28 protein-coding genes are annotated in these 22,465 nt (G+C 33.1%); 24 read left to right on the forward strand and 4 right to left on the reverse strand.

Annotated elements, in window-relative coordinates:
* Window position 1: 1 nt before the first annotated feature.
* From AC1EUV_RS13370 to AC1EUV_RS13385, 4 genes are all read right to left on the reverse strand, one after another.
* Window positions 2-3,253 (reverse strand): VCBS repeat-containing protein, encoded by a 3,252-nt coding sequence (locus AC1EUV_RS13370; RefSeq protein WP_480199224.1) that lies wholly within the window; start codon window positions 3,251-3,253, stop codon window positions 2-4.
* Between the two features lie 76 nt (window positions 3,254-3,329).
* Window positions 3,330-4,901 carry a RagB/SusD family nutrient uptake outer membrane protein gene (locus AC1EUV_RS13375; RefSeq protein WP_480199225.1) on the reverse strand — a complete coding sequence of 524 codons (1,572 nt, stop codon included), beginning with the start codon at window positions 4,899-4,901 and terminating at the stop codon, window positions 3,330-3,332.
* A gap of 12 nt (window positions 4,902-4,913) precedes the next feature.
* Window positions 4,914-8,087: a SusC/RagA family TonB-linked outer membrane protein gene (locus AC1EUV_RS13380; protein ID WP_480199226.1), complete on the reverse strand. Its 3,174-nt coding sequence runs from the start codon at window positions 8,085-8,087 to the stop codon at window positions 4,914-4,916.
* A 152-nt stretch (window positions 8,088-8,239) separates the two neighbouring features.
* The gene (locus AC1EUV_RS13385) at window positions 8,240-9,805 is read right to left on the reverse strand and encodes a POTRA domain-containing protein (RefSeq protein ID WP_480199227.1); all 1,566 of its coding nucleotides are present in this window, start codon (window positions 9,803-9,805) and stop codon (window positions 8,240-8,242) included.
* 290 nt (window positions 9,806-10,095) lie between these two features.
* On the opposite strand from AC1EUV_RS13385, the gene rpsL reads away from it, so the two are divergent.
* From rpsL to rplO, 24 genes are all read left to right on the forward strand, one after another.
* The gene (rpsL, locus tag AC1EUV_RS13390) at window positions 10,096-10,470 is read left to right on the forward strand and encodes a 30S ribosomal protein S12 (protein WP_480199228.1); all 375 of its coding nucleotides are present in this window, start codon (window positions 10,096-10,098) and stop codon (window positions 10,468-10,470) included.
* Window positions 10,471-10,495: 25 nt separating this feature from the next.
* Window positions 10,496-10,972 carry a 30S ribosomal protein S7 gene (gene rpsG / locus AC1EUV_RS13395; protein ID WP_480199229.1) on the forward strand — a complete coding sequence of 159 codons (477 nt, stop codon included), beginning with the start codon at window positions 10,496-10,498 and terminating at the stop codon, window positions 10,970-10,972.
* A 6-nt stretch (window positions 10,973-10,978) separates the two neighbouring features.
* Window positions 10,979-13,096, forward strand: coding sequence for an elongation factor G (gene fusA / locus AC1EUV_RS13400; RefSeq protein WP_480199230.1), 2,118 nt, complete (start codon window positions 10,979-10,981; stop codon window positions 13,094-13,096).
* A gap of 24 nt (window positions 13,097-13,120) precedes the next feature.
* Entirely contained in the window at window positions 13,121-13,426 is a 306-nt protein-coding gene (rpsJ, locus tag AC1EUV_RS13405) for a 30S ribosomal protein S10 (protein WP_117879398.1), read from the forward strand.
* A gap of 175 nt (window positions 13,427-13,601) precedes the next feature.
* Window positions 13,602-14,219 carry a 50S ribosomal protein L3 gene (rplC, locus tag AC1EUV_RS13410; RefSeq protein WP_480199231.1) on the forward strand — a complete coding sequence of 206 codons (618 nt, stop codon included), beginning with the start codon at window positions 13,602-13,604 and terminating at the stop codon, window positions 14,217-14,219.
* Window positions 14,219-14,848: a 50S ribosomal protein L4 gene (gene rplD, locus AC1EUV_RS13415; RefSeq protein ID WP_480199232.1), complete on the forward strand. Its 630-nt coding sequence runs from the start codon at window positions 14,219-14,221 to the stop codon at window positions 14,846-14,848. The genes rplC and rplD overlap by 1 nt, the downstream gene beginning before the upstream one ends.
* Before the next feature lie 8 nt (window positions 14,849-14,856).
* Window positions 14,857-15,147 carry a 50S ribosomal protein L23 gene (rplW, locus tag AC1EUV_RS13420; protein WP_480199233.1) on the forward strand — a complete coding sequence of 97 codons (291 nt, stop codon included), beginning with the start codon at window positions 14,857-14,859 and terminating at the stop codon, window positions 15,145-15,147.
* Window positions 15,148-15,157: 10 nt separating this feature from the next.
* Complete coding sequence (rplB, locus tag AC1EUV_RS13425) at window positions 15,158-15,982, forward strand: 50S ribosomal protein L2 (protein ID WP_480199234.1); 825 nt, start codon at window positions 15,158-15,160, stop codon at window positions 15,980-15,982.
* Between the two features lie 6 nt (window positions 15,983-15,988).
* Window positions 15,989-16,267: a 30S ribosomal protein S19 gene (gene rpsS / locus AC1EUV_RS13430; RefSeq protein ID WP_480199235.1), complete on the forward strand. Its 279-nt coding sequence runs from the start codon at window positions 15,989-15,991 to the stop codon at window positions 16,265-16,267.
* Window positions 16,268-16,275: 8 nt separating this feature from the next.
* Window positions 16,276-16,683, forward strand: a complete 408-nt coding sequence (gene rplV / locus AC1EUV_RS13435) for a 50S ribosomal protein L22 (RefSeq protein WP_480199236.1) — start codon at window positions 16,276-16,278, stop codon at window positions 16,681-16,683.
* Window positions 16,684-16,688: 5 nt separating this feature from the next.
* Window positions 16,689-17,408: a 30S ribosomal protein S3 gene (gene rpsC, locus AC1EUV_RS13440; protein ID WP_480199237.1), complete on the forward strand. Its 720-nt coding sequence runs from the start codon at window positions 16,689-16,691 to the stop codon at window positions 17,406-17,408.
* A 20-nt stretch (window positions 17,409-17,428) separates the two neighbouring features.
* Window positions 17,429-17,863 carry a 50S ribosomal protein L16 gene (gene rplP / locus AC1EUV_RS13445; protein WP_480199238.1) on the forward strand — a complete coding sequence of 145 codons (435 nt, stop codon included), beginning with the start codon at window positions 17,429-17,431 and terminating at the stop codon, window positions 17,861-17,863.
* 4 nt (window positions 17,864-17,867) lie between these two features.
* Entirely contained in the window at window positions 17,868-18,059 is a 192-nt protein-coding gene (rpmC, locus tag AC1EUV_RS13450; RefSeq protein WP_480199239.1) for a 50S ribosomal protein L29, read from the forward strand.
* A gap of 17 nt (window positions 18,060-18,076) precedes the next feature.
* The gene (gene rpsQ / locus AC1EUV_RS13455) at window positions 18,077-18,334 is read left to right on the forward strand and encodes a 30S ribosomal protein S17 (RefSeq protein WP_480199240.1); all 258 of its coding nucleotides are present in this window, start codon (window positions 18,077-18,079) and stop codon (window positions 18,332-18,334) included.
* 1 nt (window position 18,335) lies between these two features.
* Window positions 18,336-18,704, forward strand: coding sequence for a 50S ribosomal protein L14 (gene rplN, locus AC1EUV_RS13460; RefSeq protein WP_480199241.1), 369 nt, complete (start codon window positions 18,336-18,338; stop codon window positions 18,702-18,704).
* 12 nt (window positions 18,705-18,716) lie between these two features.
* Window positions 18,717-19,025: a 50S ribosomal protein L24 gene (gene rplX, locus AC1EUV_RS13465; protein WP_480199242.1), complete on the forward strand. Its 309-nt coding sequence runs from the start codon at window positions 18,717-18,719 to the stop codon at window positions 19,023-19,025.
* 2 nt (window positions 19,026-19,027) lie between these two features.
* Entirely contained in the window at window positions 19,028-19,579 is a 552-nt protein-coding gene (rplE, locus tag AC1EUV_RS13470) for a 50S ribosomal protein L5 (protein WP_480199243.1), read from the forward strand.
* Between the two features lie 3 nt (window positions 19,580-19,582).
* The gene (gene rpsN, locus AC1EUV_RS13475) at window positions 19,583-19,852 is read left to right on the forward strand and encodes a 30S ribosomal protein S14 (RefSeq protein WP_224926463.1); all 270 of its coding nucleotides are present in this window, start codon (window positions 19,583-19,585) and stop codon (window positions 19,850-19,852) included.
* Window positions 19,853-19,945: 93 nt separating this feature from the next.
* A complete protein-coding gene (gene rpsH, locus AC1EUV_RS13480; RefSeq protein WP_480199244.1) occupies window positions 19,946-20,344 on the forward strand; it encodes a 30S ribosomal protein S8 in 399 nt (132 codons plus the stop codon).
* 13 nt (window positions 20,345-20,357) lie between these two features.
* Window positions 20,358-20,900 carry a 50S ribosomal protein L6 gene (gene rplF, locus AC1EUV_RS13485; protein WP_480199245.1) on the forward strand — a complete coding sequence of 181 codons (543 nt, stop codon included), beginning with the start codon at window positions 20,358-20,360 and terminating at the stop codon, window positions 20,898-20,900.
* A 12-nt stretch (window positions 20,901-20,912) separates the two neighbouring features.
* The gene (gene rplR, locus AC1EUV_RS13490; protein WP_480199246.1) at window positions 20,913-21,266 is read left to right on the forward strand and encodes a 50S ribosomal protein L18; all 354 of its coding nucleotides are present in this window, start codon (window positions 20,913-20,915) and stop codon (window positions 21,264-21,266) included.
* 9 nt (window positions 21,267-21,275) lie between these two features.
* Window positions 21,276-21,800 carry a 30S ribosomal protein S5 gene (rpsE, locus tag AC1EUV_RS13495; RefSeq protein ID WP_480199247.1) on the forward strand — a complete coding sequence of 175 codons (525 nt, stop codon included), beginning with the start codon at window positions 21,276-21,278 and terminating at the stop codon, window positions 21,798-21,800.
* Between the two features lie 14 nt (window positions 21,801-21,814).
* Entirely contained in the window at window positions 21,815-21,994 is a 180-nt protein-coding gene (rpmD, locus tag AC1EUV_RS13500; RefSeq protein WP_480199248.1) for a 50S ribosomal protein L30, read from the forward strand.
* 12 nt (window positions 21,995-22,006) lie between these two features.
* Entirely contained in the window at window positions 22,007-22,456 is a 450-nt protein-coding gene (rplO, locus tag AC1EUV_RS13505) for a 50S ribosomal protein L15 (RefSeq protein WP_480199249.1), read from the forward strand.
* Window positions 22,457-22,465 lie beyond the last annotated feature (9 nt).

The raw sequence follows: 22,465 nt of genomic DNA on the forward strand, positions 1-22,465 counted from the left end.
ATTATTTATAACTAAATACTTTTAAACTATCATTATTTGATAAATTAAGCAGCAATTTAGAATTTTCCATTTTAACCGATAACATCTTTCTTATTTGGTGTTTATATAAATCTAGCCCAAATTTGTCAATAGAGTTAAATGTAAAAGGCTTTCCTTTTTTTAATAAAAAACCACTAAAAGAATTAAAAATACCATGATAGGTATTTAAATCATGAAAATTTCCCGCAATTAATAATTCATCAACTCCATCGGCATCAAAATCATTACTTAAAAAAGACATTATCGGCGATAGTTGAAAATCATTTGGCAGTTTTATGAATCTTTCAAACTTTCCATTTTCATTTAACAAATAACCACTTGCTATTGTAGATACACTATACTTAACTGCTTTTTCAACAGAGGGTTTTGTTAAAATTTTTTCTATTGGTTGATTGGCAAAATCATTATATTTCACAAAACGTTTACTAATTATATTCATTTGTGAAGCAAGTTCATCTTTAGAATTTACAGAATAATAATCATCAATTAATTTATATGACAAAACTGTTTCTTTTTTTCCATTATTATCAAAGTCGGAATAATACATCAATAATGGAGCATCATTATTTGGCTGAAACTTGGTATTTAATCCCCAATTCCCTAGTATAATATCTTGGTCACCATCAAAGTCAATATCATAAGTTGTTACAGTTTGCCATAAACCATTAAGTTTTTTATCTAAAACAAGTTCTTCTAAAATTCCTTTTGTATTTATATATATTTTTGGGGTGTCCCATTCAGTTGAGACCAATAAATCTTTAAATCCATCATTATTTATGTCGCTCCAAGTAGCATCTGTTACTTTCGATTCTAAAACAAATACTTTATCTTTTGTGAAATTTCCTTTACCATCATTATTTAAAATATAAGAAGCAACATTTTGTCCAAAATCATTAGGATTTGACCGATTACCAACAAATAGGTCTATATCACCATCATTATCATAATCATTAGGTTTAACAACAGAAGAATTTAAAATATTTCTAGGAATGTTATTTTTAGTTTTGTAGAAATGACCATTTCCGCTATTTAAATATAATCTATCTAGTTCAAAAGTCGTATCTCTAGATTTATTAATGCCAGATGAGATATAAAGATCTAGGTCATTATCTCCGTCAGCATCAAAAAAAGTTGCGTCTACGTCCTCAAATAAAGAATCTTTCTCAATTTCCAAGTTGATTTTTTCAACTAGATTATGACCATTATTTAAATAAAATTTTCCTTTTTTACCTGAAGAGTTCCCAATATACACATCTTCAAATCCGTTACCATCAATATCTCCGGCTGCAATGGCTGGGCCAGCTGTTGAAACTTTGTAAGGAATTAATTTTTCGAAATTAAAGTCATTATATTCATCTTCTTTATGTAAAAAGTTTATTAAGTCAATTTTACTAAATAACTTCTGGTCATTATTTAGCTTTTGATAATTGTATTTTAATTTGTTATTTTCATCATAGTCAACAATAATTTCTTTATTTTTTTTAAGATTTGAAATTTTCTGAAAAGTATTATCGGGCCATATAATTATTAAAGAATCCACTTTCTCCCTATTTTTTATTCCAAAATGTATTTTTGAATCAACCGAAGAAATAAAACCTCTAGATAGAAATAATTGTTTCGTCTGTTTTTTGTTTTGACTATAGAGTATAACTTTTGATCCTATACCATCAATATTATTTTTTTTATAATTCAGTTTGATTTTTATATACGCATTTGTAGAGTTTGAAGTATTTTCAACTATTTGGGCATAATCATTTAAATTATTAAGTACTAAATCTAAATCACCATCATTATCCAAATCACTATAGGCGGCTCCATTGGTTAGCGTAGGAATGTCTTTAATCCAACTTCCATTCTTATTTTCAAATTTTTTAGAATTACCAAAAAATATTTGATTCGGAAATTTGCCTTGCGGCATTTCTTTAAGAGAATTTATCAACCATTGATTTTTGCTTTGAGAAGAAGACTTATTTTTAAAAGAACTTGCAATATATCGCATAAAGTCTAAATTATTTGGTCTCTTATATATTCCATTGCTAATAAAAATATCCTGAAAACCATCTTGATTAAAATCTGCAATAAGAGGAGCCCAGCTCCAATCGGTACCGGCAACATTATTAAATAACCCTGCTTCAATAAAATAGTCTCCTTCATTATTTATTTGAAGCATATTTCTTGAATATTGTTTTTGATAACCTAGTTTAGCTAAAAAATCTTGAATGTTGTAAGACACATCTCCTTCAGAAGCTTTTAATACTTTTTCATCTCTAGGCAACATATCGAGTGTGATTAGATCTTGAAAACCATCATTATTAATATCTGCTGCATCACTCCCCATTGAAAATCTACTTATTGTTGAAAAAGTACCAGCTAAACTTTCTTTAAATGTTCCATCTCCATTATTTAAATAATAATAATCGTCTTCATGAAAATCATTACAAACGTATATATCATCCCAGCCATCATTATTGAAATCAGCAATTGATGCACTTAAACCATAACCATTTACGCCACCAAAAATATTTGCTTCTTTACTAACGTCTAAGAACTTTTTATTTTCATTTTTTAATAATACGTCACCTACTAATCCAGATCTTTTTTCTCTAATTAATGCTGGACCATGAGAAGTTTTAGAATGTACAGCATGATTAACGATATAAACATCTAAATCATCGTCCTTGTCATAGTCAAAGAAATAAGCTTGGGTGGAATACCCTTTGTAATCCAACCCATATTCTTTAGCTTTTTCAGTAAAAGTTCCGTCACCATTATTAATAAATAATTCATTTTTTCCTTTAAAGTCTAGGAAACCAGAAACAGCACAAACATAGATATCTAAAAAACCATCATTGTTTATATCAACCATGGTCACGCCAGTATTCCAATCTGAATTCCCAGTAATATTAGCTTCTTCAGAAATGTCTAAAAATTTCAAATTTCCTTTATTTAAGAATAGTTTATTTTTACCTTTATTAGAAACAAAATAGATGTCTGTTAAATTATCATTGTTAATGTCACCTATAGCCACACCACCGCCGTTATAATAATATAAATAATTTACTATGTTATGATTGGCATCATCCTCAATTATATTTTGAAAATTTACACCAGATTCTTTTGTACTTAAAGGTGTAAGTAAATAATCTTTTGCTATATCTTTTTTAGCACAATTAGTTAAAGTTAATAGCAATATTAAAAGAAGAATGTTTTTCATAAAATCTTAAATAAAGAAAAGAGGTTGCAAATATAGCAACCTCTTTTTTATAAAAATAATATTGTATTTGTTAATATTATTGTTGAGTTGGAGAAACAGAATTGAAATCTGATTCAAATGCTGGTACTGGCCAGTATTCTAAATAGCCATAATTAATTGTTGCATTTGTATTTACAACTCCATTTTCATCTAATACTCTGGCTCCAGTTCTAGATCCAGATGCTATTCCATATCTTCTAGCGTCATAAAATGAAACTGCTCTCATTAGTAAAGCTAACCTACGTTCTTTTCTTATCTCTTCTAAAGCTTCTACATCAGACAACCCAGTACCTACTGTAGCAGGTAACCCAGAATTTTGAAAAGTTCTAACCGCATCTAAATGTGCTAAACCACCTTCAACATCTCCTGTTCTAGCTTTAGCTTCCGCTAAGAACAATTGATTTTCCTCGAAAGAACTCGCATAATACATTTTCACAGCTAAAGGAGTAGAAGAAACTATAGGGGTTTCGTCATTCCAGAATCTAGAAGCACCATACTGTATCCCTCTTCCTCTTGGGTTTGGAAAATCAAAATCTGGCTCAAAGTATAAATCTAATCTAGCATCACCTGGATTGATATCTTGAATCAATCGATCACTTGGGAAATACCAGAAACCTGTTACTTGACCAGGTAACCAGTTATTATCGATAAATGAAGTCTCAGATTCCATAATGAAAGCATTTCCATTTGATGAAACACCACTATTGGCTAAAGAAATAACTTCATTCCAGTCGCCATCAGACATATCAGTCACTTTGGTATTGTACACCTTATTTCTAACCCTTAAAGAATTTACATTTTCAGTCAAACCGGTTTTATTAACTTTAGAAGTTAAATAACCTACTTGTAAAGCATTAAATCTAGTATTAAATCCAGCGTCATCACTTACTCCGCTTAATACAGTAGCTAATTGATCTAATAAAGCATTTGATTTGTCAATTAAAGCTGTTCTAGACACAAAATTAGTTTCAGGTTCAGAAGTAGGGTTTGATAATAGACCTCTGTCATTAATCAATCCTTGATCATATAAAGAACCTAACCTACTATAGGCATAAGCCTTCCACCATAATGCCCAAGATTCAAATGCTTGCTTATTTGCATCGCTAGCAGTAAGATCTGGTAGTGCTTCAAGAATTGTATTAGCTTGAATGATCAGACTGTACATATCTCTCCATTCATACTGTAAAGCATTGTCTGAACCAGCTGCACGTGTATTCCGAATAGCTATTTCACCTGGTTGAGGACCTCCTGCAGGTGGGGTTACTACTGTACCATCGTCTAAAATAATAGATTCGGTCTGATTTATCCATCTTCCACCGAAGTTACCCCATGGCATAGCCATGACATCACCCATTGTTTCGTGATAACCATAGGAAAAGAATAACAAAGGGCTTTCTTTTTCAGTCCCTACACTTTCAAATACATCTTCACTCGATAAGAAGTCATATGCTCCTTTTGCAAAGGTTGTCAATCCATCTACATTCGTTAAAGATGATGTAGAAGGTAAATTATTATCAGCTGGATCAATATTTGTATCAAGAATGTTGTCTTGACAAGCAACTAATGTCACCAATAAAGCACAAATTGTTAAGTTTAATATTTTTTTCATTTTTTATATAATTTAAAATGTAACGTTCAATCCTATATTCACACTTTTTGTGTTAGGATGTGTAAATTCATCGAAACCTCTTTGAAAAGTATTTCCAAAATTTCTGGCTGCCTCAGGATCCATACCTGTAAAATCGGTTATAGTGATTAAATTTCTTCCAGACACTGTTAAGTTCAATTGATCAAAGAAATCAGCATCTTTAAACAATTTCTTTAACTTAAATCGTAAACTAATATCTCTGAATCTAAGGAAAGATGCATCTTCAACAAAATGTGAAGTAGGAACATTAGTATTGTATAATGATGTATAGTATGATACAAAAGCACCTGTTTGTTGTGTTCCAGTTGGATCTTCTAAAGTAATTGGTACAGCTGTATCTGCATGTAATCCGTTATTATATAACCATTGCGCCGCTCTATTATATACATCCATACCTTGGAACCAATCTATCTGTACAGATAATGATACAAAATCATTAAATGAAAAATCGTTTAAGAAAGTCATTACAAAATCTGGTTGTGAACTACCAGCAACTACTTTGTCTGGGCCAATAACTACATTACCTGTATTCTTATTTACCACATAACCTGAGCTTGCTACAGTGAAATTACCCTCAGTACCTGCAGGAATAATTCTATTACCACTATTATCTACAGCATCTAAGCTAGTAATTACCGGAAAAACTGAAAATGTACCAATTTCTTGCCCTTCTTCAAGTGTAAAGAAATCTTGAATTACTAATGGCAGACCACTTGCAATATTGTCTAAAGTTGCTTGAGATTTTGTAAAACGTAGTCCAAAATCCCAGTTAAACTTATCAGACTTAAACATACCAATGTCCAATGAAGCTTCAACACCATCACTACTTAAGTCGTATGCATTTGCAGAAGCACCTGAAGCACCAGTACTTGTTGCGCTTTCAGAATCAAAAATAGCTCCATCAGTTGTGCGATCGAAATAGTTAATCGAACCACTAAATCTATGCAACCAGTTTTCTGATTGTGGTGTGAAATTATAATCTAAACCAATCTCAAATTCTTTTGAAACCTCAACCTCAAGATTGGGGTTTGCAATAATTGATGGGATACTAGCAATTACCTCACTACCAACAGTTGTTGCTTGGAATGTGAATATATTTTGACTAAATAATGGTTGAATACCAGCTTCACCATAGGCTGCTCTTAACTTCAAAGTATTAGTAACATCAGATTCAAATAAATCAGCAATATTAAAATAAGCATCTGCTCTTGGGAAAGTAAAATCTAATCCAGATCCAAATCTATTCGAAAAATCCTTTCTAAAACCAACTGAAAAACCAGCTAAACTTTCATAATCAAATTTTTGATTTACTAAGAAACCATAGGTTCTAAATGGTGCTTCTAAGAAACTATTAAATGTTTTTACAATCGCCTGATTTATATTAAAACTTCCAAATCCACCAGCTGGTAAATTCGAACCAGAAATTACAGATTGTCTTAATTCACGGTCTCTCCAGTCAAAATTAAACGTAGTTGTTGAAGTTACAGGTATATCCAATTTTAAATCTTCTTCGAAATCTAAAGATAGGTTCGCCGAAAGAATTAAGTTTTGGAAATATTCTTGATTATCTACATTTTGTATTATTCCTGATACATTTGGGTTAATTGATGACGCCTGTCTATGCCCAGTTTGATTTTCTTGAAAAAAAGTGAAATTCTGGGTATACGTATCATAACCATATTTAGCATTTAAAGACAATACTTTAAATGGGTTATAGGTTACATCTAAATTTACTAAATATCTTGTTACGTCATCTACTCGTTCTTGAATATCTCTGTAAAAGAATGGGTTGGATGAGTTAGGATCAGTTGCGTCTGGAGATACTGTTAAAGCACCATCTGCATTTCTATTAAAGAAATCAACATGAGGTAAATTCTGAAATACGTTATTTATCAAATTACTTCCATTTGCATTATCCGTATTTGTACCTGTGTTATTCGAACTGTTTATAACATCAAAACGAGTGTTAATCTTTAACTTATCAGTTACATCAAATCTTAATCCTAAACGAGCATCATACTTAACATATTTACCATCTACTAAAACACTTTCTTGTTCTGTTCTATTACCGGATAATAGATATTGAATTTTTTCTGAACCACCAGATACTGTAATTCCATATCTTGTATTAACAGCTTCGCTAAATAAAACATCAGTAGCATCAAAAGTTGGTTCTGCATAAGGAGTATCATTAATACCTTGAGCTCCTAAAGCAGTAGTACCTACGGTTCTTTCGTTCACATCAACAGCTAAATATTGAGCATCACCATTTAATTGTGTAACAGGTGTACCGTTAAGATCAATCATTTGTCCTGATGCATTCGTTGTATATCTGTGCAAAGTAGCTCTTCTCATAGCGTCATCAGCAATAACATTAGAAAAACCAACATTGGTGTTTATTGATATAACTGGCGCGCCAGCTCTACCCTTTTTAGTAATAATATTAATTACACCATTTGCTCCCTGGGCACCATAAATTGTACCTGCAGCTGCACCAGAAATTGTTTCAACTCTTTCTACATTACTAAAATCAATGTCAGAAAGACGTGAACTTAAATTTGAAGCACCTCCAATACTACTTGATGAAGAAGATACCTCTACACCATCAATTAAAATCATAGGTTGAGAAGAATTTAAACTACCAATAGATCTTAATACTATATTTTGCTGTTGGCCAGGTTGACCAGATGTAGATTGAATAACTGTACCAGCAATCTTACCTTGCAAAGCTTGATCAATCGATTGAGCACCAGCCTCTTGTAAGTCTTCTGCCTTTACAGAATTTACAGCTACACCTACTTTTTTTCTTGAAGTACCAGATGCCACACCTGTCACTATCACTTCTTCAAGTACATTGTCAGCTACTAAAACAACATCAATTGTGTTAGATGCACCAACAGTTTTTTCTTGAGTAGCCATTCCAACAAAACTAAACTGTAGAACATCTCCTACATTAGCTGTGATAGAATACTTACCATCAAAATCAGTTTCAGTACCTGTAGATGTGCCTTTAATAACAACACTTACGCCAGGTAATGCTCCTGAACCATCAGTAACTGTACCAGAAATAGTTTTTTCTTGCGCAAAAGAAAATTGCACAATTAACGCTAGGAATAGCGTCAAAATTCCACTAAACTTTGTCTTCATTTTATAATTATTTGAATTAATTGTTTCCAAAAGTCCTAATAAATAGTTAAAAAACAAACTTTTTAACAGAAAAAATAATTTAACAAAATATTAAGAACCCTTGTTTAAAGTCGATAATTAGATGTAATTCCTAGAAAATGGTTGCGCTCTTGTTAAAAGAAACTAATAATTTTTAAATGAAACCTGGAGTCATTAAAATCAAAGGGTAGACTTTCAAATTTGCCTATTGCGTAGCTAAAGTTTATTAACCCTAATTTTGTCGTAAAGGCGTACCCTAGACCTAAACTAAAAACTTGGTCGGATAAATTGTTTAATTGATTTTTGATAAGAGCTGCATCAGAAATAGTATATAAATAAGATGCACTATTTGTGCTATAGCGATATTCTAAATTTACAATGCTATAGAGCGAAGCGAAAATACTTTCCTCATTAAACCCTCGTATGCTATTTACACCTCCAATCCTAAATAGTTCGTTTGTTAGATAACCATCAGAATTTAATATACTGGTTTTGTTTTGTATGAATAAATGATTCCTAAAATTAAAACTCCATAGATAATTTGTTATAAGTCTTAGTTCCGATTGATTCGTTTTTATCCCTAAAGCCTTTCTGTTTCCTAAGGAAGCTTTTAAGTTAAATTTAAACTTGGTGGTAAATAAAATATTGTCATTTAAGATTTGATATTTGTAGTTTACTCCAAATCGAGTTGATTTAAAATCAATAACGTCGCTTATAGGAATATCTAGTAGGTCGTCGGAATTCTTAGAACCATAAATTAAACTAACTTTATTTCTATAATTAATTAGATATTTTAACCCTATGTTCAAATTAGTATTTATAAACGTAGAATCTTGTTTGTAGATGTCTAATTCAAATTTTGGGCTGATGGGGGAGTTAAATAAATAAGGTAACTCAAACCCAAGGTTAAAGAATTGCTGATCATTTCCGTTACTTTTCCAGTTTAATCTTATGGATTCACCACTATTAAATATGTTATTCAATTCTAAATCTAAATAACCATTAAATGTTAAATTGCTAGAACTTTCATTAGAGGTAAAACCAATAAGACCATCAAATTTATTTGCTTTTTGTTTTTTTATATAAAAATAAAGGTACGTGGAGTCGTTAGTAAATAGCACTTCTGGAGATTTTGTTTCCGAGACAAAAGGTAGGGCTTTAATTCTCTTCGAAATATTTTCAATTTTTTGAGTATTGAAAATTGAGTTTGTATTAAGGTTGAAATAATGTTTTAAAAATGTTTTAGGAAAATTTTCATATCCTCTAATTACTACTTTATCAATTGTTCTTTCCTTAGAAATATTTATATCTAGCTTGGAGGTTATATAATCTTTATTGATAGAAATATCTTTTAGCCGAACTTCAGTAAATGATTTTCCTTGTGATTCAAATAGCTCAACAAGTTGATTTAAAACAATTGAAACATTTTCGATATCTATCTCGAAATATTCGTAGGTAACATTTTTTGTAAGTCTAAATATTTGCTTTTTGGTTAAAACTCTATTGTTATAATATATTTTAATACGTTTCTTTGATTTTCCTAAAAAGAAATAAGCAGTATATGTAGAGTCTTTTTTAGTAATAGAATCTAATCGATTATTAAAATAACCAATCCTTTCAAATCGATATTTTATTGAATCTAACTCTGAAAAAACACTTTCAATAGTTTGATGCTTTTTTCTAAAGCTTAATTGTTTCATAATTGAATTATGAATGCTGTCTTTTATTGAAATTTTTAAGTTGAAATTTTGAGAATGAAGCTGTTGAAAGCTCCCAAGAAAAAAAAGTATATATATATATGGTGTAAATAAATATTTCAAAACGGAGTAAAAATAGCCGAAAAACTTCTTAAAAAAAGTAATATCTAGACTATTTTTTAAATGTAAATAAAATTTAATGCAAGGGGGTTTGATTAACGAGAAATAATTTATACATTTGCACCCTCTAAAAATAGAGATTTTTTAAAAACAAAAAATAATAATTAATTAGTATGCCAACTATATCACAGTTAGTACGTAAGGGAAGAACCCAAATAACTAAGAAGAACAAATCGGCTGCTTTAAATTCGTGTCCTCAAAGAAGAGGTGTATGTACACGTGTTTACACTACTACTCCAAAGAAACCAAATTCTGCTATGCGCAAAGTAGCAAGGGTAAGGTTGACTAACGGAAATGAAGTAAACGCTTACATACCTGGAGAAGGTCATAATTTACAAGAGCACTCGATAGTATTAGTTAGAGGTGGAAGAGTAAAAGATTTACCTGGTGTAAAATATCACATTGTTCGTGGTGCGTTAGATACAGCAGGTGTTGAGGGTAGAACTCAGCGTCGTTCAAAATACGGAGCTAAACGCCCAAAAAAATAATTAAATCACTTTAATGTAAAGAGACATGAGAAAAAGAGTCGCGAAAAAAAGAATTCTTTTACCAGATCCAAAATTTAATGATCAGTTAGTTACGCGTTTTGTAAATAACTTGATGAAAGATGGTAAAAAGTCTACAGCTTTTAAGGTGTTTTATGATGCTTTAGATATTGTAGAGGAAAGAAAACAAGACGAAGAAAAAACTTCACTAGAAATATGGAAAGATGCTTTATCTAACGTTATGCCTCACGTAGAAGTACGTAGTCGTAGAGTTGGTGGAGCTACATTTCAAATTCCAATGCAAATTAGACCAGATAGAAAAGTGTCTATGGCAATCAAATGGATGATCTTATTTGCTAGAAAGCGTAATGAAAAATCTATGGCTCAGCGTTTAGCTGGCGAGGTATTAGCTGCAGCTAAAGAAGAAGGAGCTGCTGTTAAGAAAAGAACTGATGTTCATAAAATGGCTGAAGCTAACAAAGCATTCTCACACTTTAGATTTTAATTAGAAATGGCAAGAGATTTAAAATATACAAGAAATATAGGTATTGCTGCGCATATTGATGCTGGTAAAACCACTACTACAGAGCGTATACTTTATTATACAGGTGTTTCTCATAAAATTGGTGAAGTACATGATGGTGCTGCAACAATGGATTGGATGGAGCAAGAGCAAGAAAGAGGTATTACTATTACTTCTGCTGCAACAACTTGTACATGGCAATTTCCAACTGAGCAAGGAAAGCCAACTGCAGATGCTAAAGGATATCACTTTAATATAATTGATACTCCGGGTCACGTTGATTTTACTGTAGAGGTAAATCGTTCTTTACGTGTATTAGACGGATTAGTATTCTTATTTAGTGCGGTTGATGGTGTTGAGCCTCAATCAGAGACTAACTGGAGATTAGCTGATAATTACAAAGTTCCAAGAATGGGCTTTGTAAACAAAATGGACCGTCAAGGTTCGAACTTTTTGGCAGTCTGTCAACAAGTTAAGGATATGTTAGGTTCAAACGCTGTTCCTATCGTATTAAACATTGGTGAAGAAGATAACTTTAGAGGAGTAGTTGATTTAGTTAAGAATCGTGCGATTGTATGGCATGATGAAACTCAAGGGGCTACTTTTGATGTTGTTGATATTCCAGAAGAATTAAAAGAAGAAGCAAAAGAATTAAGAGGTAAGCTTATTGAAGAGGTTGCTGCTTATGACGAAAATTTGCTTGAAAAATATATGGAAGATGAGGATTCTATTACTGAAGATGAAGTGCATGCCGCGCTTCGTGCTGCTGTAATGGATATGTCTATTATTCCGATGGTATGTGGTTCTGCATTTAAAAATAAAGGTGTACAATTTTTGTTAGATGCTGTATGTCGTTATTTACCTTCTCCTTTAGATAAAGAGGCGATTGTAGGTACAGATCCAGATACTGGTAATGAAATTTCTCGTAAACCAGATGTAAAAGAGCCATTTTCTGCTTTAGCATTTAAAATTGCTACTGACCCTTTTGTAGGTCGTTTAGCATTCTTTAGAGCGTATTCAGGTAGATTAGATGCTGGTTCTTATGTGTTAAACAATCGTTCTGGTAAAAAAGAAAGAATTTCTCGTATCTATCAAATGCACTCTAATAAACAAAATGCTATCGATCATATCGAAGCTGGTGATATAGGTGCTGCTGTTGGATTTAAAGATATAAAAACGGGTGATACATTGTCTGCTGAAAAATCTCCAATCGTATTAGAATCGATGGATTTTCCAGATCCAGTAATTGGTATCGCTGTTGAGCCAAAAACAAAGGCTGATGTAGATAAATTGGGTATGGCTTTAGGTAAATTAGCTGAAGAAGATCCAACATTTACAGTAAAAACTGATGAAGCTTCAGGCCAGACTATTATTTCTGGTATGGGTGAACTTCACTTAGATATTATTGTTGACCGTTTAAGACGTGAGTTTAAAGTTGAGGTTAATCAAGGTCAACCACAAGTTGAATATAAAGAGGCAATTACACAAGCTGCTGATCATAGAGAAACTTATAAAAAGCAATCTGGTGGTCGTGGTAAATTTGCTGATATCGTATTTACGATGGAGCCTGCAGAAGAAGGTAAATCAGGTTTAGAGTTTATAAACATGATTAAAGGGGGTAATATTCCTAAAGAATATATCCCTTCAGTAGAGAAAGGTTTCAAAATGGCAATGGTAAATGGTCCTTTAGCAGGATTTGAAATGGATAGTATGAAAGTGACTCTTAAGGATGGATCTTTCCACGCTGTCGATTCAGATTCGTTATCATTCGAATTAGCTGCTAAATTAGGATACAAAGCTGCTGCAAAAGCTGCACGTGCTGTATTAATGGAGCCTATCATGAAGTTAGAGGTGTTAACACCAGAAGAGAATATGGGTGATATCGTTGGTGACTTAAACAGACGTAGAGGTCAGGTTAATGATATGTCAGATAGAGCTGGTTCTAAAGTTGTAAGAGCAGAAGTACCATTATCAGAAATGTTTGGTTATGTAACATCATTAAGAACATTGTCATCTGGTAGAGCAACTTCTACTATGGAATTCTCTCATTATGCGGAGACTCCTAACAATATAGCAGAAGAAGTAATTAAAAACGTTCAAGGATAATTTATCTACAAAATAGTTTAAGCGATGAGTCAAAAAATTAGAATAAAATTAAAGTCTTACGATCATAACTTAGTAGATAAATCTGCTGAGAAGATTGTAAAAACAGTAAAAAGTACAGGTGCAGTTATTAATGGACCAATTCCATTACCAACACACAAAAAGATATTTACTGTACTACGTTCGCCACACGTAAACAAAAAATCTAGAGAGCAATTTCAATTAAGTTCTTATAAAAGATTATTAGATATCTATTCTTCATCATCAAAAACAATTGATGCATTAATGAAGTTAGAGTTACCAAGTGGTGTAGAAGTAGAGATTAAGGTGTGATAAACACTTTCTGAGACAAAGAGTTTCAGATTGACATGTCCCGAGCAGTTGTCGAGGGAAAAACGGTTAGAAAATATAATTCAGGGTTGAATTTATTTTCTTCCCTGATTTTTTTTGAATAAATAAATTAAGTATAACAATAGATTTGAATTTTTCAAATCGTAAATTAAATTAAATGTCTGGGTTAATAGGAAAAAAGATTGGCATGACTAGCATTTTTGACGAGACTGGAAAGAATATTCCATGTACCGTTATTGAAGCAGGGCCATGCGTAGTTACCCAAGTCAGAACCACAGCAGTTGATGGGTATGATGCTCTTCAATTAGGTTTCGATGACAAAAAGGCAAAAAGCTCTAATAAAGCTTTAGATGGTCACTTTAAAAAAGCTGGTACATCTGCCAAGAAAAGAGTCGCGGAATTTCAAGGTTTTGATAAGGAGTACAAGTTAGGTGATTCAATAACAGTTGAACACTTCGAAGAAGGTGAATTTGTTGATGTAGCTGGTACATCAAAAGGTAAAGGTTTCCAAGGTGTTGTAAAACGTCATGGGTTTGCCGGTGTTGGTCAAGCAACACACGGTCAACATAACCGTTTAAGAGCTCCTGGTTCTATTGGTGCGGCGTCATATCCTGCAAGAGTATTTAAAGGTATGCGTATGGCAGGTAGAATGGGTGGCGAGAAAGTGAAAGTTCAAAATTTAAGAGTTTTAAAAGTGGTTCCAGAAAAGAATCTTTTAGTAGTAAAAGGTGCTGTTCCTGGTCATAAAAATTCTTATGTAATCATTCAGAAATAATGAAAGTAGCAGTAGTAGATATCAACGGAAAAAGTACTGGAAGAAAAGTTGAGCTTTCAGATGCTATTTTTGCTATAGAGCCAAATAAACATGCAGTTTATTTAGATGTGAAACAATACTTGGCGAATCAACGTCAAGGTACACATAAAGCAAAAGAAAGAGCCGAAATTACAGGTAGTACCCGTAAGATTAAAAAACAGAAAGGAACTGGTACAGCTCGTGCGGGTAGTATCAAGTCTGGTGTGTTTAGAGGTGGTGGACGTATGTTCGGACCGAGACCAAGAAATTATGGTTTTAAATTGAACAAAAACTTAAAGCGTTTAGCACGTCAATCTGCACTTTCTATCAAAGCAAAAGAAGAAAATATTGTAGTTGTTGAAGACTTTAATTTTGATGCTCCAAAGACTAAAAATTTCACTAACATTTTGAAAGCTTTAGAGTTAGAAAACAAAAAGTCTTTGTTTGTGTTGGATGGGTCAAATAAAAACGTATATTTGTCATCGCGCAATTTAAAAAGAGCAAACGTTATAACTGCTTCAAAATTAAACACTTACAACGTTTTAAATGCAAATAAAATTGTATTGTCTGAGGCTTGCGTAGAAGAAATTGAATCTAATTTTAGCAAATAATAGAAGCGATGAGTATTTTAATTAAACCTATTATTACAGAAAAAGCAACCGACCATAGCGAGTTATTTAACCGTTACGGATTTGTGGTTGATATGAGAGCTAACAAGATTGAGATTAAAGAAGCTATTGAACAAGCTTATGGAGTTTCTGTTAATAAAGTGAGAACTATGAACTATCCTGTTCAGCGTACTACTAAGTACACTAAAAAAGGATTGGTTTCTGGTATGAAAGGAGCTTACAAAAAAGCTGTTGTTGAGTTAGCAGAAGGAAATAACATTGATTTTTATAGCAATATCTAAATAAGTAGAGATGGCATTAAGAAAATTAAAACCGATAACACCAGGTCAACGTTTTAGAGTTGTCAATGACTTTGACGTTGTAACTACTTCTACTCCGGAGAAAAGTTTACTTGCTCCAAAGAAGAGATCTGGCGGACGAAATAGTGAAGGTAAAATGACAATGCGTTACTTAGGTGGTGGTCATAAAAAAAGATACCGTATTGTTGACTTTAAAAGAAACAAAGATGGTATTCCTGCAATTGTAAAAACTATTGAATACGATCCAAATAGAACTGCATTTATTGCTTTATTGAATTATGCAGATGGTGAGAAAAGATATGTAATTGCTCAAAGTGGATTAAAAGTAGGACAGACTATAGTTTCTGGAGAAAAAGTTGCTCCAGAAGTAGGTAATGCGATGCCTTTAAGTGAAATCCCTTTAGGTACCGTGATTTCTTGTATAGAATTACGCCCAGGACAAGGTGCGGTTATGGCACGTTCGGCTGGTTCTTTTGCTCAGTTAATGGCAAGAGAAGGTAGATATGCAACAGTTAAATTACCTTCTGGTGAAACAAGAATGATCTTAGTTACTTGTAAAGCGACTATAGGTACAGTTTCTAATTCTGATCATCAACTATTAGTATCTGGTAAAGCGGGTAGAAATAGATGGTTAGGTAGAAGACCTCGTACAAACCCTGTAAGAATGAATCCTGTAGATCATCCAATGGGTGGTGGTGAAGGTAGAGCTTCAGGTGGTCATCCACGTTCTAGAAATGGTATTCCTGCTAAAGGATATAAGACCCGTTCTAAAACGAAGGCAAGTAATAAATATATTATAGAACGTAGAAAAAAATAAGAAACTATGGCACGTTCATTAAAAAAAGGACCTTATGTTTTCCATAAATTGGAAAAGAAAGTACAAGCAAATGTTGAGTCTAATAAAAAATCGGTAATCAAGACTTGGTCTAGAGCCTCTATGATTACTCCTGATTTTGTTGGCCAAACAATTGGCGTACACAACGGTCGTCAATTTGTACCTGTATATGTTACTGAAAACATGGTAGGTCATAAGTTAGGAGAATTTTCACCAACACGTTCTTTTAGAGGACATGCGGGTGCTAAAAATAAAGGTAAAAAATAGTAGGAATCATGGGAGTTCGTAAAAGATTAAAAGCCGAGCAACGTAAAGAAGAGCGCAAGAATCAATTCTTGGCTAAGCTTAATGGTTGCCCTACATCACCGAGAAAAATGCGTTTAGTTGCAGATCAAATTAGAGGTGTTGAAATTGAAAAAGCATTAGCTATTTTAAAATTCAGCCCAAAAGAAGCAGCACGTAATTTAGAGAAATTAACATTATCAGCCATAAACAACTGGCAGCAAAAAAATGAGGATGCAGATATCGAAGATGCAGGTTTATTTGTTAAAGAAATTTATGTTGATAGTGCTTCAATGTTAAAAAGATTAAGACCAGCACCACAAGGTAGAGCGCATAGAATTAGAAAACGTTCTAATCATGTAACTATGGTACTGGGAACTAAAACTCAAAGCAATTCGTAATTAGTATGGGACAGAAAACTAATCCAATAGGAAATCGTTTAGGAATCATCAGAGGATGGGAATCTAACTGGTATGGTGGAAAGAACTATGGCGACAAAATTGCTGAAGATAGTAAAATTAGAGACTATGTGCGTGCCAGATTAGCAAAGGCAAGTGTTTCTAGAGTAATTATTGAGCGTACTTTAAAACTTATAACCGTTACTATCACTACTGCTAGACCTGGTATTATTATCGGTAAAGGTGGTCAAGAGGTAGATAAGTTAAAAGAAGAGCTTAAGAAAATTACTGGTAAAGAAGTTCAGATCAATATTTTTGAAATTAAACGTCCTGAGCTTGATGCATATTTGGTAGCATCTAGTATTGCTCGTCAAATAGAGAATAGAATATCTTACAGACGTGCTATCAAAATGGCTATTGCCGCTTCTATGCGTATGAATGCAGAAGGTATTAAGGTTCAAATTTCTGGTCGTTTGAATGGAGCTGAAATGGCACGTTCAGAAGGTTATAAAGAAGGTAGAATCCCTCTATCTACTTTTAGAGCAGATATTGATTATGCACTTGTAGAATCTCATACTACTTATGGCCGTATCGGGGTAAAAGTATGGATTATGAAAGGCGAGGTATATGGTAAAAGAGAATTGTCTCCGTTAGTTGGTTTATCTAAAAAACAAGGTGGTAAATCATCAGGCAATAAAGGTGGAAGAAGACCTCAAAGAAGAAAATAAATTTTTTAAAAATTTAGAAGATGTTACAACCAAAGAGAGTAAAATATCGTAAGGTTCAGAAGGCAAAAGGGAACATGAAAGGTAATTCTCAAAGAGGGCACAGACTTTCTAACGGAATGTTTGGTATCAAGGCTCTAGAGCAAGACCTATTAACTTCTCGCCAAATTGAAGCTGCACGTATTGCTGCAACTCGATATATGAAAAGACAAGGTTCGTTATGGATCAAAATTTTTCCAGACAAACCTATTACCAAAAAGCCATTAGAAGTACGTATGGGTAAAGGTAAAGGTGCTCCAGAATATTTCGTTGCTGTGGTAAAACCTGGAAGAATAATGTTTGAAGTTGGTGGTGTACCAATGGATGTTGCAAAAGAAGCATTACGCTTAGCAGCTCAAAAACTACCAGTTAAAACAAAGTTTATAGTAGCAAGAGATTACGATAACGCTAATAATTAAGAAGATGAAACAATCAGAAATTAAAGAATTATCTGTAGCTGAATTAGAAGAGAAGTTAGGTGCGTTAAAGAAGAATTATACAGATCTTAAAATGGCTCACGCTATTTCGCCATTGGAAACTCCAATGCAATTAAGAGAGCTAAGAAGAACTGTTGCAAGAGTTGCTACAGAATTAACAAAAAGAGAATTACAATAATTCTATTCTATTACAAGATGGAAAAAAGAAATCTTAGAAAAGAACGTATAGGTGTTGTTTCAAGTAACAAAATGGATAAGTCTATTATTGTTGCAGATACTACTAGAGTAAAACACCCTATGTATGGTAAGTTCGTGTTAAAAACAAAGAAATATGTTGCGCACGATGAGAAAAATGACTGTAACGAAGGTGATACCGTAAAGATCATGGAAACAAGACCTATGAGTAAAACCAAACGTTGGAGATTAGTAGAAATCTTAGAAAGAGCTAAATAATATGTTACAACAAGAATCAAGATTAAAGGTTGCTGATAACACAGGTGCTAAAGAAGTACTAGTTATTCGCGTGCTTGGCGGAACTAAAAAACGTTATGCATCTATCGGTGATAAGATTGTAGTTACTGTAAAGGATGCTACACCTAATGGAACCGTGAAAAAAGGACAAGTATCTAGAGCTGTTGTAGTGCGTACTAAGAAAGAAGTACGTCGTAAAGATGGTTCTTATATAAGATTTGATGATAATGCATGTGTATTATTAAATCCTACTGAAGAAATGCGCGGTACTCGTGTATTCGGTCCTGTAGCTAGAGAACTTCGTGAAAAACAATTCATGAAAATTGTATCATTAGCACCAGAAGTGCTTTAATTTATATTGAAGATGACAAAGCTAAAGATTAAAACAGGAGATACAGTTAGAGTAACTGCTGGAGATAATAAAGGACAAGAAGGGAAGATTGTAAAAGTTCTTAGAGATACGAACAAAGCAATTGTAGAAGGTGTAAACATGGTGTCTAAGCACACTAAACCTAGCGCTCAAAATCCTCAAGGTGGTATTTCAAAATTTGAAGCTCCTATTCACATTTCTAACTTAATGTTAGTAGAAGGTGGAGAAACTACTAGAGTAGGATATAGAACTGAAGATGGTAAGAAAGTTAGGTTTTCTAAAAAAACTGATAAAGTAATTTAGTTATGGCATACGTACCAAGACTTAAAGAAGATTACAAGAGCAGAGTAAAAGCTGCGTTAACCGAAGAGTTCGGTTATAAAAATGTAATGCAAGTTCCTAAGTTACAGAAAATTGTAATTAGTAAAGGAGTTGGAGCAGCAGTGGCTGACAAGAAATTAATAGACTATGCAGTAGAAGAGTTAGGGAAAATTTCTGGGCAAAAAGCTATAGCTACGTTATCTAAAAAAGACGTTGCATCATTTAAATTACGTAAAGGTATGCCAATTGGCGCTAAAGTAACTTTACGTGGTAATAAGATGTATGAGTTCTTAGATAGATTGGTAACCGCTTCTTTACCTCGAGTAAGAGACTTTAGAGGTGTAAAAGCTAATGGTTTTGATGGTAGAGGAAATTACAACTTAGGTGTTACTGAGCAAATTATTTTTCCTGAAATCGATATTGACAAAGTAAACAAAATTAGTGGTATGGATATCACATTTGTTACTTCTGCTAATACAGATAAAGAGGCAAAATCATTATTAAACGAATTAGGTTTACCATTTAAAAAGAATTAAGAGATGGCTAAAGAATCAATGAAAGCCCGTGAGGTTAAAAGAGCAAAAACAGTAGCTAAATATGCTGAGAAACGCAAAGCTTTAAAAGAAGCTGGCGATTACGAAGCATTACAAAAGTTACCTAAAAATGCTTCTCCAATTCGTATGCACAATCGTTGTAAATTAACAGGGAGACCTAAAGGGTATATGCGCCAGTTTGGTATTTCGCGTGTAACATTTCGCGAAATGGCTAACCAAGGTTTAATACCAGGCGTTAAAAAAGCTAGTTGGTAAGAATTTATTAATTGGTTTCAGGTTTAGTGGTCACGGAATAACATCCGTAAAATAAACAAGACTGCTAAAAACCAAAACCGCAAATTATTATATATGTATACAGATCCTATAGCAGATTATCTAACAAGAATTAGAAATGCTGCAAGTGCAGGACATAGGGTGGTTGAAATACCAGCTTCTAACTTAAAGAAAGAGATGACTAAGATCTTATTTGATCAAGGTTATATCTTAAGCTATAAGTTCGAAGAGAACAAAGTTCAAGACTCTATTAAAATTGCTTTGAAATACGATAAAGTAACAAAGCAACCTATTATGAGAAAAATCGAACGTATTAGTAAACCAGGTTTACGTAAGTACGTAAATTCTTCAGACATGCCTAGAGTATTAAATGGTCTTGGTATCGCTATTGTTTCTACATCTAAAGGTGTAATGACTAACAAAAAAGCACGTCAGGAAAACGTTGGTGGTGAAGTTTTATGTTACGTTTATTAAAAAGTAGAAAGAGATGTCAAGAATAGGAAAAGCTCCAATTTCAATTCCAGAAGGTGTAACTGTTGATTTTAACAATGGTGTATTAACTGTAAAAGGAAAATTAGGAGAATTATCTCAAGAGATAAAAGATATTAACGTAAAGATTGAAGATGGTACTCTTACTGTAGAGCGTCCATCAGAAAGTAAAGATCATAAAGCAAAGCATGGTTTATACAGAGCTTTGATCAATAATATGATTGAAGGTGTTTCTAAAGGATGGACTAAAGAACTTGAACTAGTTGGTGTAGGTTACAGAGCTAGCAATCAAGGTCAAAAGTTAGATTTAGCTTTAGGTTTCTCTCACAATATTGTGTTAGACTTAGCTCCAGAAGTTAAGGTAGAAACAATTTCAGAAAAAGGTAAAAACCCTATAGTAAAACTTACTTCTTACGATAAGCAATTGGTTGGACAGGTAGCGGCCAAAATCCGTGGCTTTAGAAAACCAGAACCTTATAAAGGAAAAGGAATCAAGTTTGTAGGAGAAGAAATTAGAAGAAAAGCAGGTAAATCTGCATAATAAATAGATATTATGGCATTATCAAAGCTTGAAAGAAGACAACGTATAAAACTCAGAATAAGAAAAATTGTATCTGGTACTGAAGCTAGACCAAGATTATCTGTATTCAGAAGTAATAAAGGAATCGATGCACAGTTAATCGACGATATAACAGGTAAAACATTAGTTGCTGTTTCGTCTAGAGAAAAAGGAATCGATACTAAGGGAACGAAAATAGAAGTTGCTGCAAATGTTGGTAAAGCATTAGCTGAAAAAGCATCTAAAGCTGGTATAGAATCTGTTGCTTTCGATAGAAACGGATACTTATATCACGGTAGAGTAAAGGCTTTAGCTGACGGAGCAAGAGAAGCAGGTTTAAAATTTTAATCAAAGATTATGTATCAAAAATACGGAAACGTTGAAAGAGTAAAACCAAGCGGTTTAGAATTAAAAGACCATTTGGTAGGCGTACAAAGAGTTACTAAAGTAACAAAAGGTGGTAGAGCATTTGGTTTTTCTGCTATTGTTGTTGTAGGTAACGAAAATGGCGTAGTAGGTCATGGTCTTGGTAAATCTAAAGATGTTGCTTCTGCAATTGCAAAAGCTATTGAAGACGCAAAGAAGAACTTGATAAGAATTCCAATTATCAATAAAACATTACCACACGAACAAAAAGGTAAGTTTGGTGGTGCTAAAGTATTCTTAAAGCCTGCATCAAATGGTACCGGAGTTATTGCTGGTGGCGCTGTACGTGCGGTATTAGAGTCTGTTGGTGTACACGATGTATTATCAAAATCTCAAGGTTCATCAAATCCTCATAACGTAGTAAAAGCAACATTTGACGCTTTATTACAATTACGTGACGCAAATACAATTGCGCAACAAAGGGGAATTTCTTTACAAAAAGTATTTAACGGCTAAAACGAGAGATTACGATGAAAAAAATTAAAGTAACACAAGTACGTAGCAAGATCAATCGTCCTCAAGATCAAAAGAGAACATTGGCTGCTCTAGGTTTACGCAAGTTAAATCAAACAGTAGAGCACGATGCTACACCTACTATTGTAGGAATGGTAAATAAAGTTAAACACTTAGTTTCTGTAGAGGAAGCTTAATAATATAGAGTTATGGAATTAAATAACTTAAAACCTGCTGAAGGTTCAACAAAGGCTGGAAAGCGAATCGGTAGAGGTCAAGGATCAGGTAAAGGTGGTACTGCCGCTAGAGGTCATAAAGGTGCTAAATCTCGTTCAGGTTATTCTAAGAAGATCGGTTTCGAAGGTGGTCAAATGCCTTTGCAACGCCGTGTACCTAAGTTTGGTTTTACGAATATTAATCGAAAAGAATATCTAGGTATTAATTTAGATAAACTACAAGAAATGGTAGACAATGGTAGAATTAAAGATACTGTTACTATGGATGTTCTTGTTGAGAATAGATTAGCTCGTAAAAACGATTTAGTTAAGATCTTAGGTAGAGGTGAACTAAAAGCAAAATTAAATATTACAGTACATAAATTTACTGCTACGGCTAAAGCTGCTATTGAAAAAGCTGGTGGTGAAGCTGTTGCACTTTAATACTTTTAT

The sequence above is a fragment of the Maritimimonas sp. 2304DJ26-3 genome, assembly GCF_056591635.1.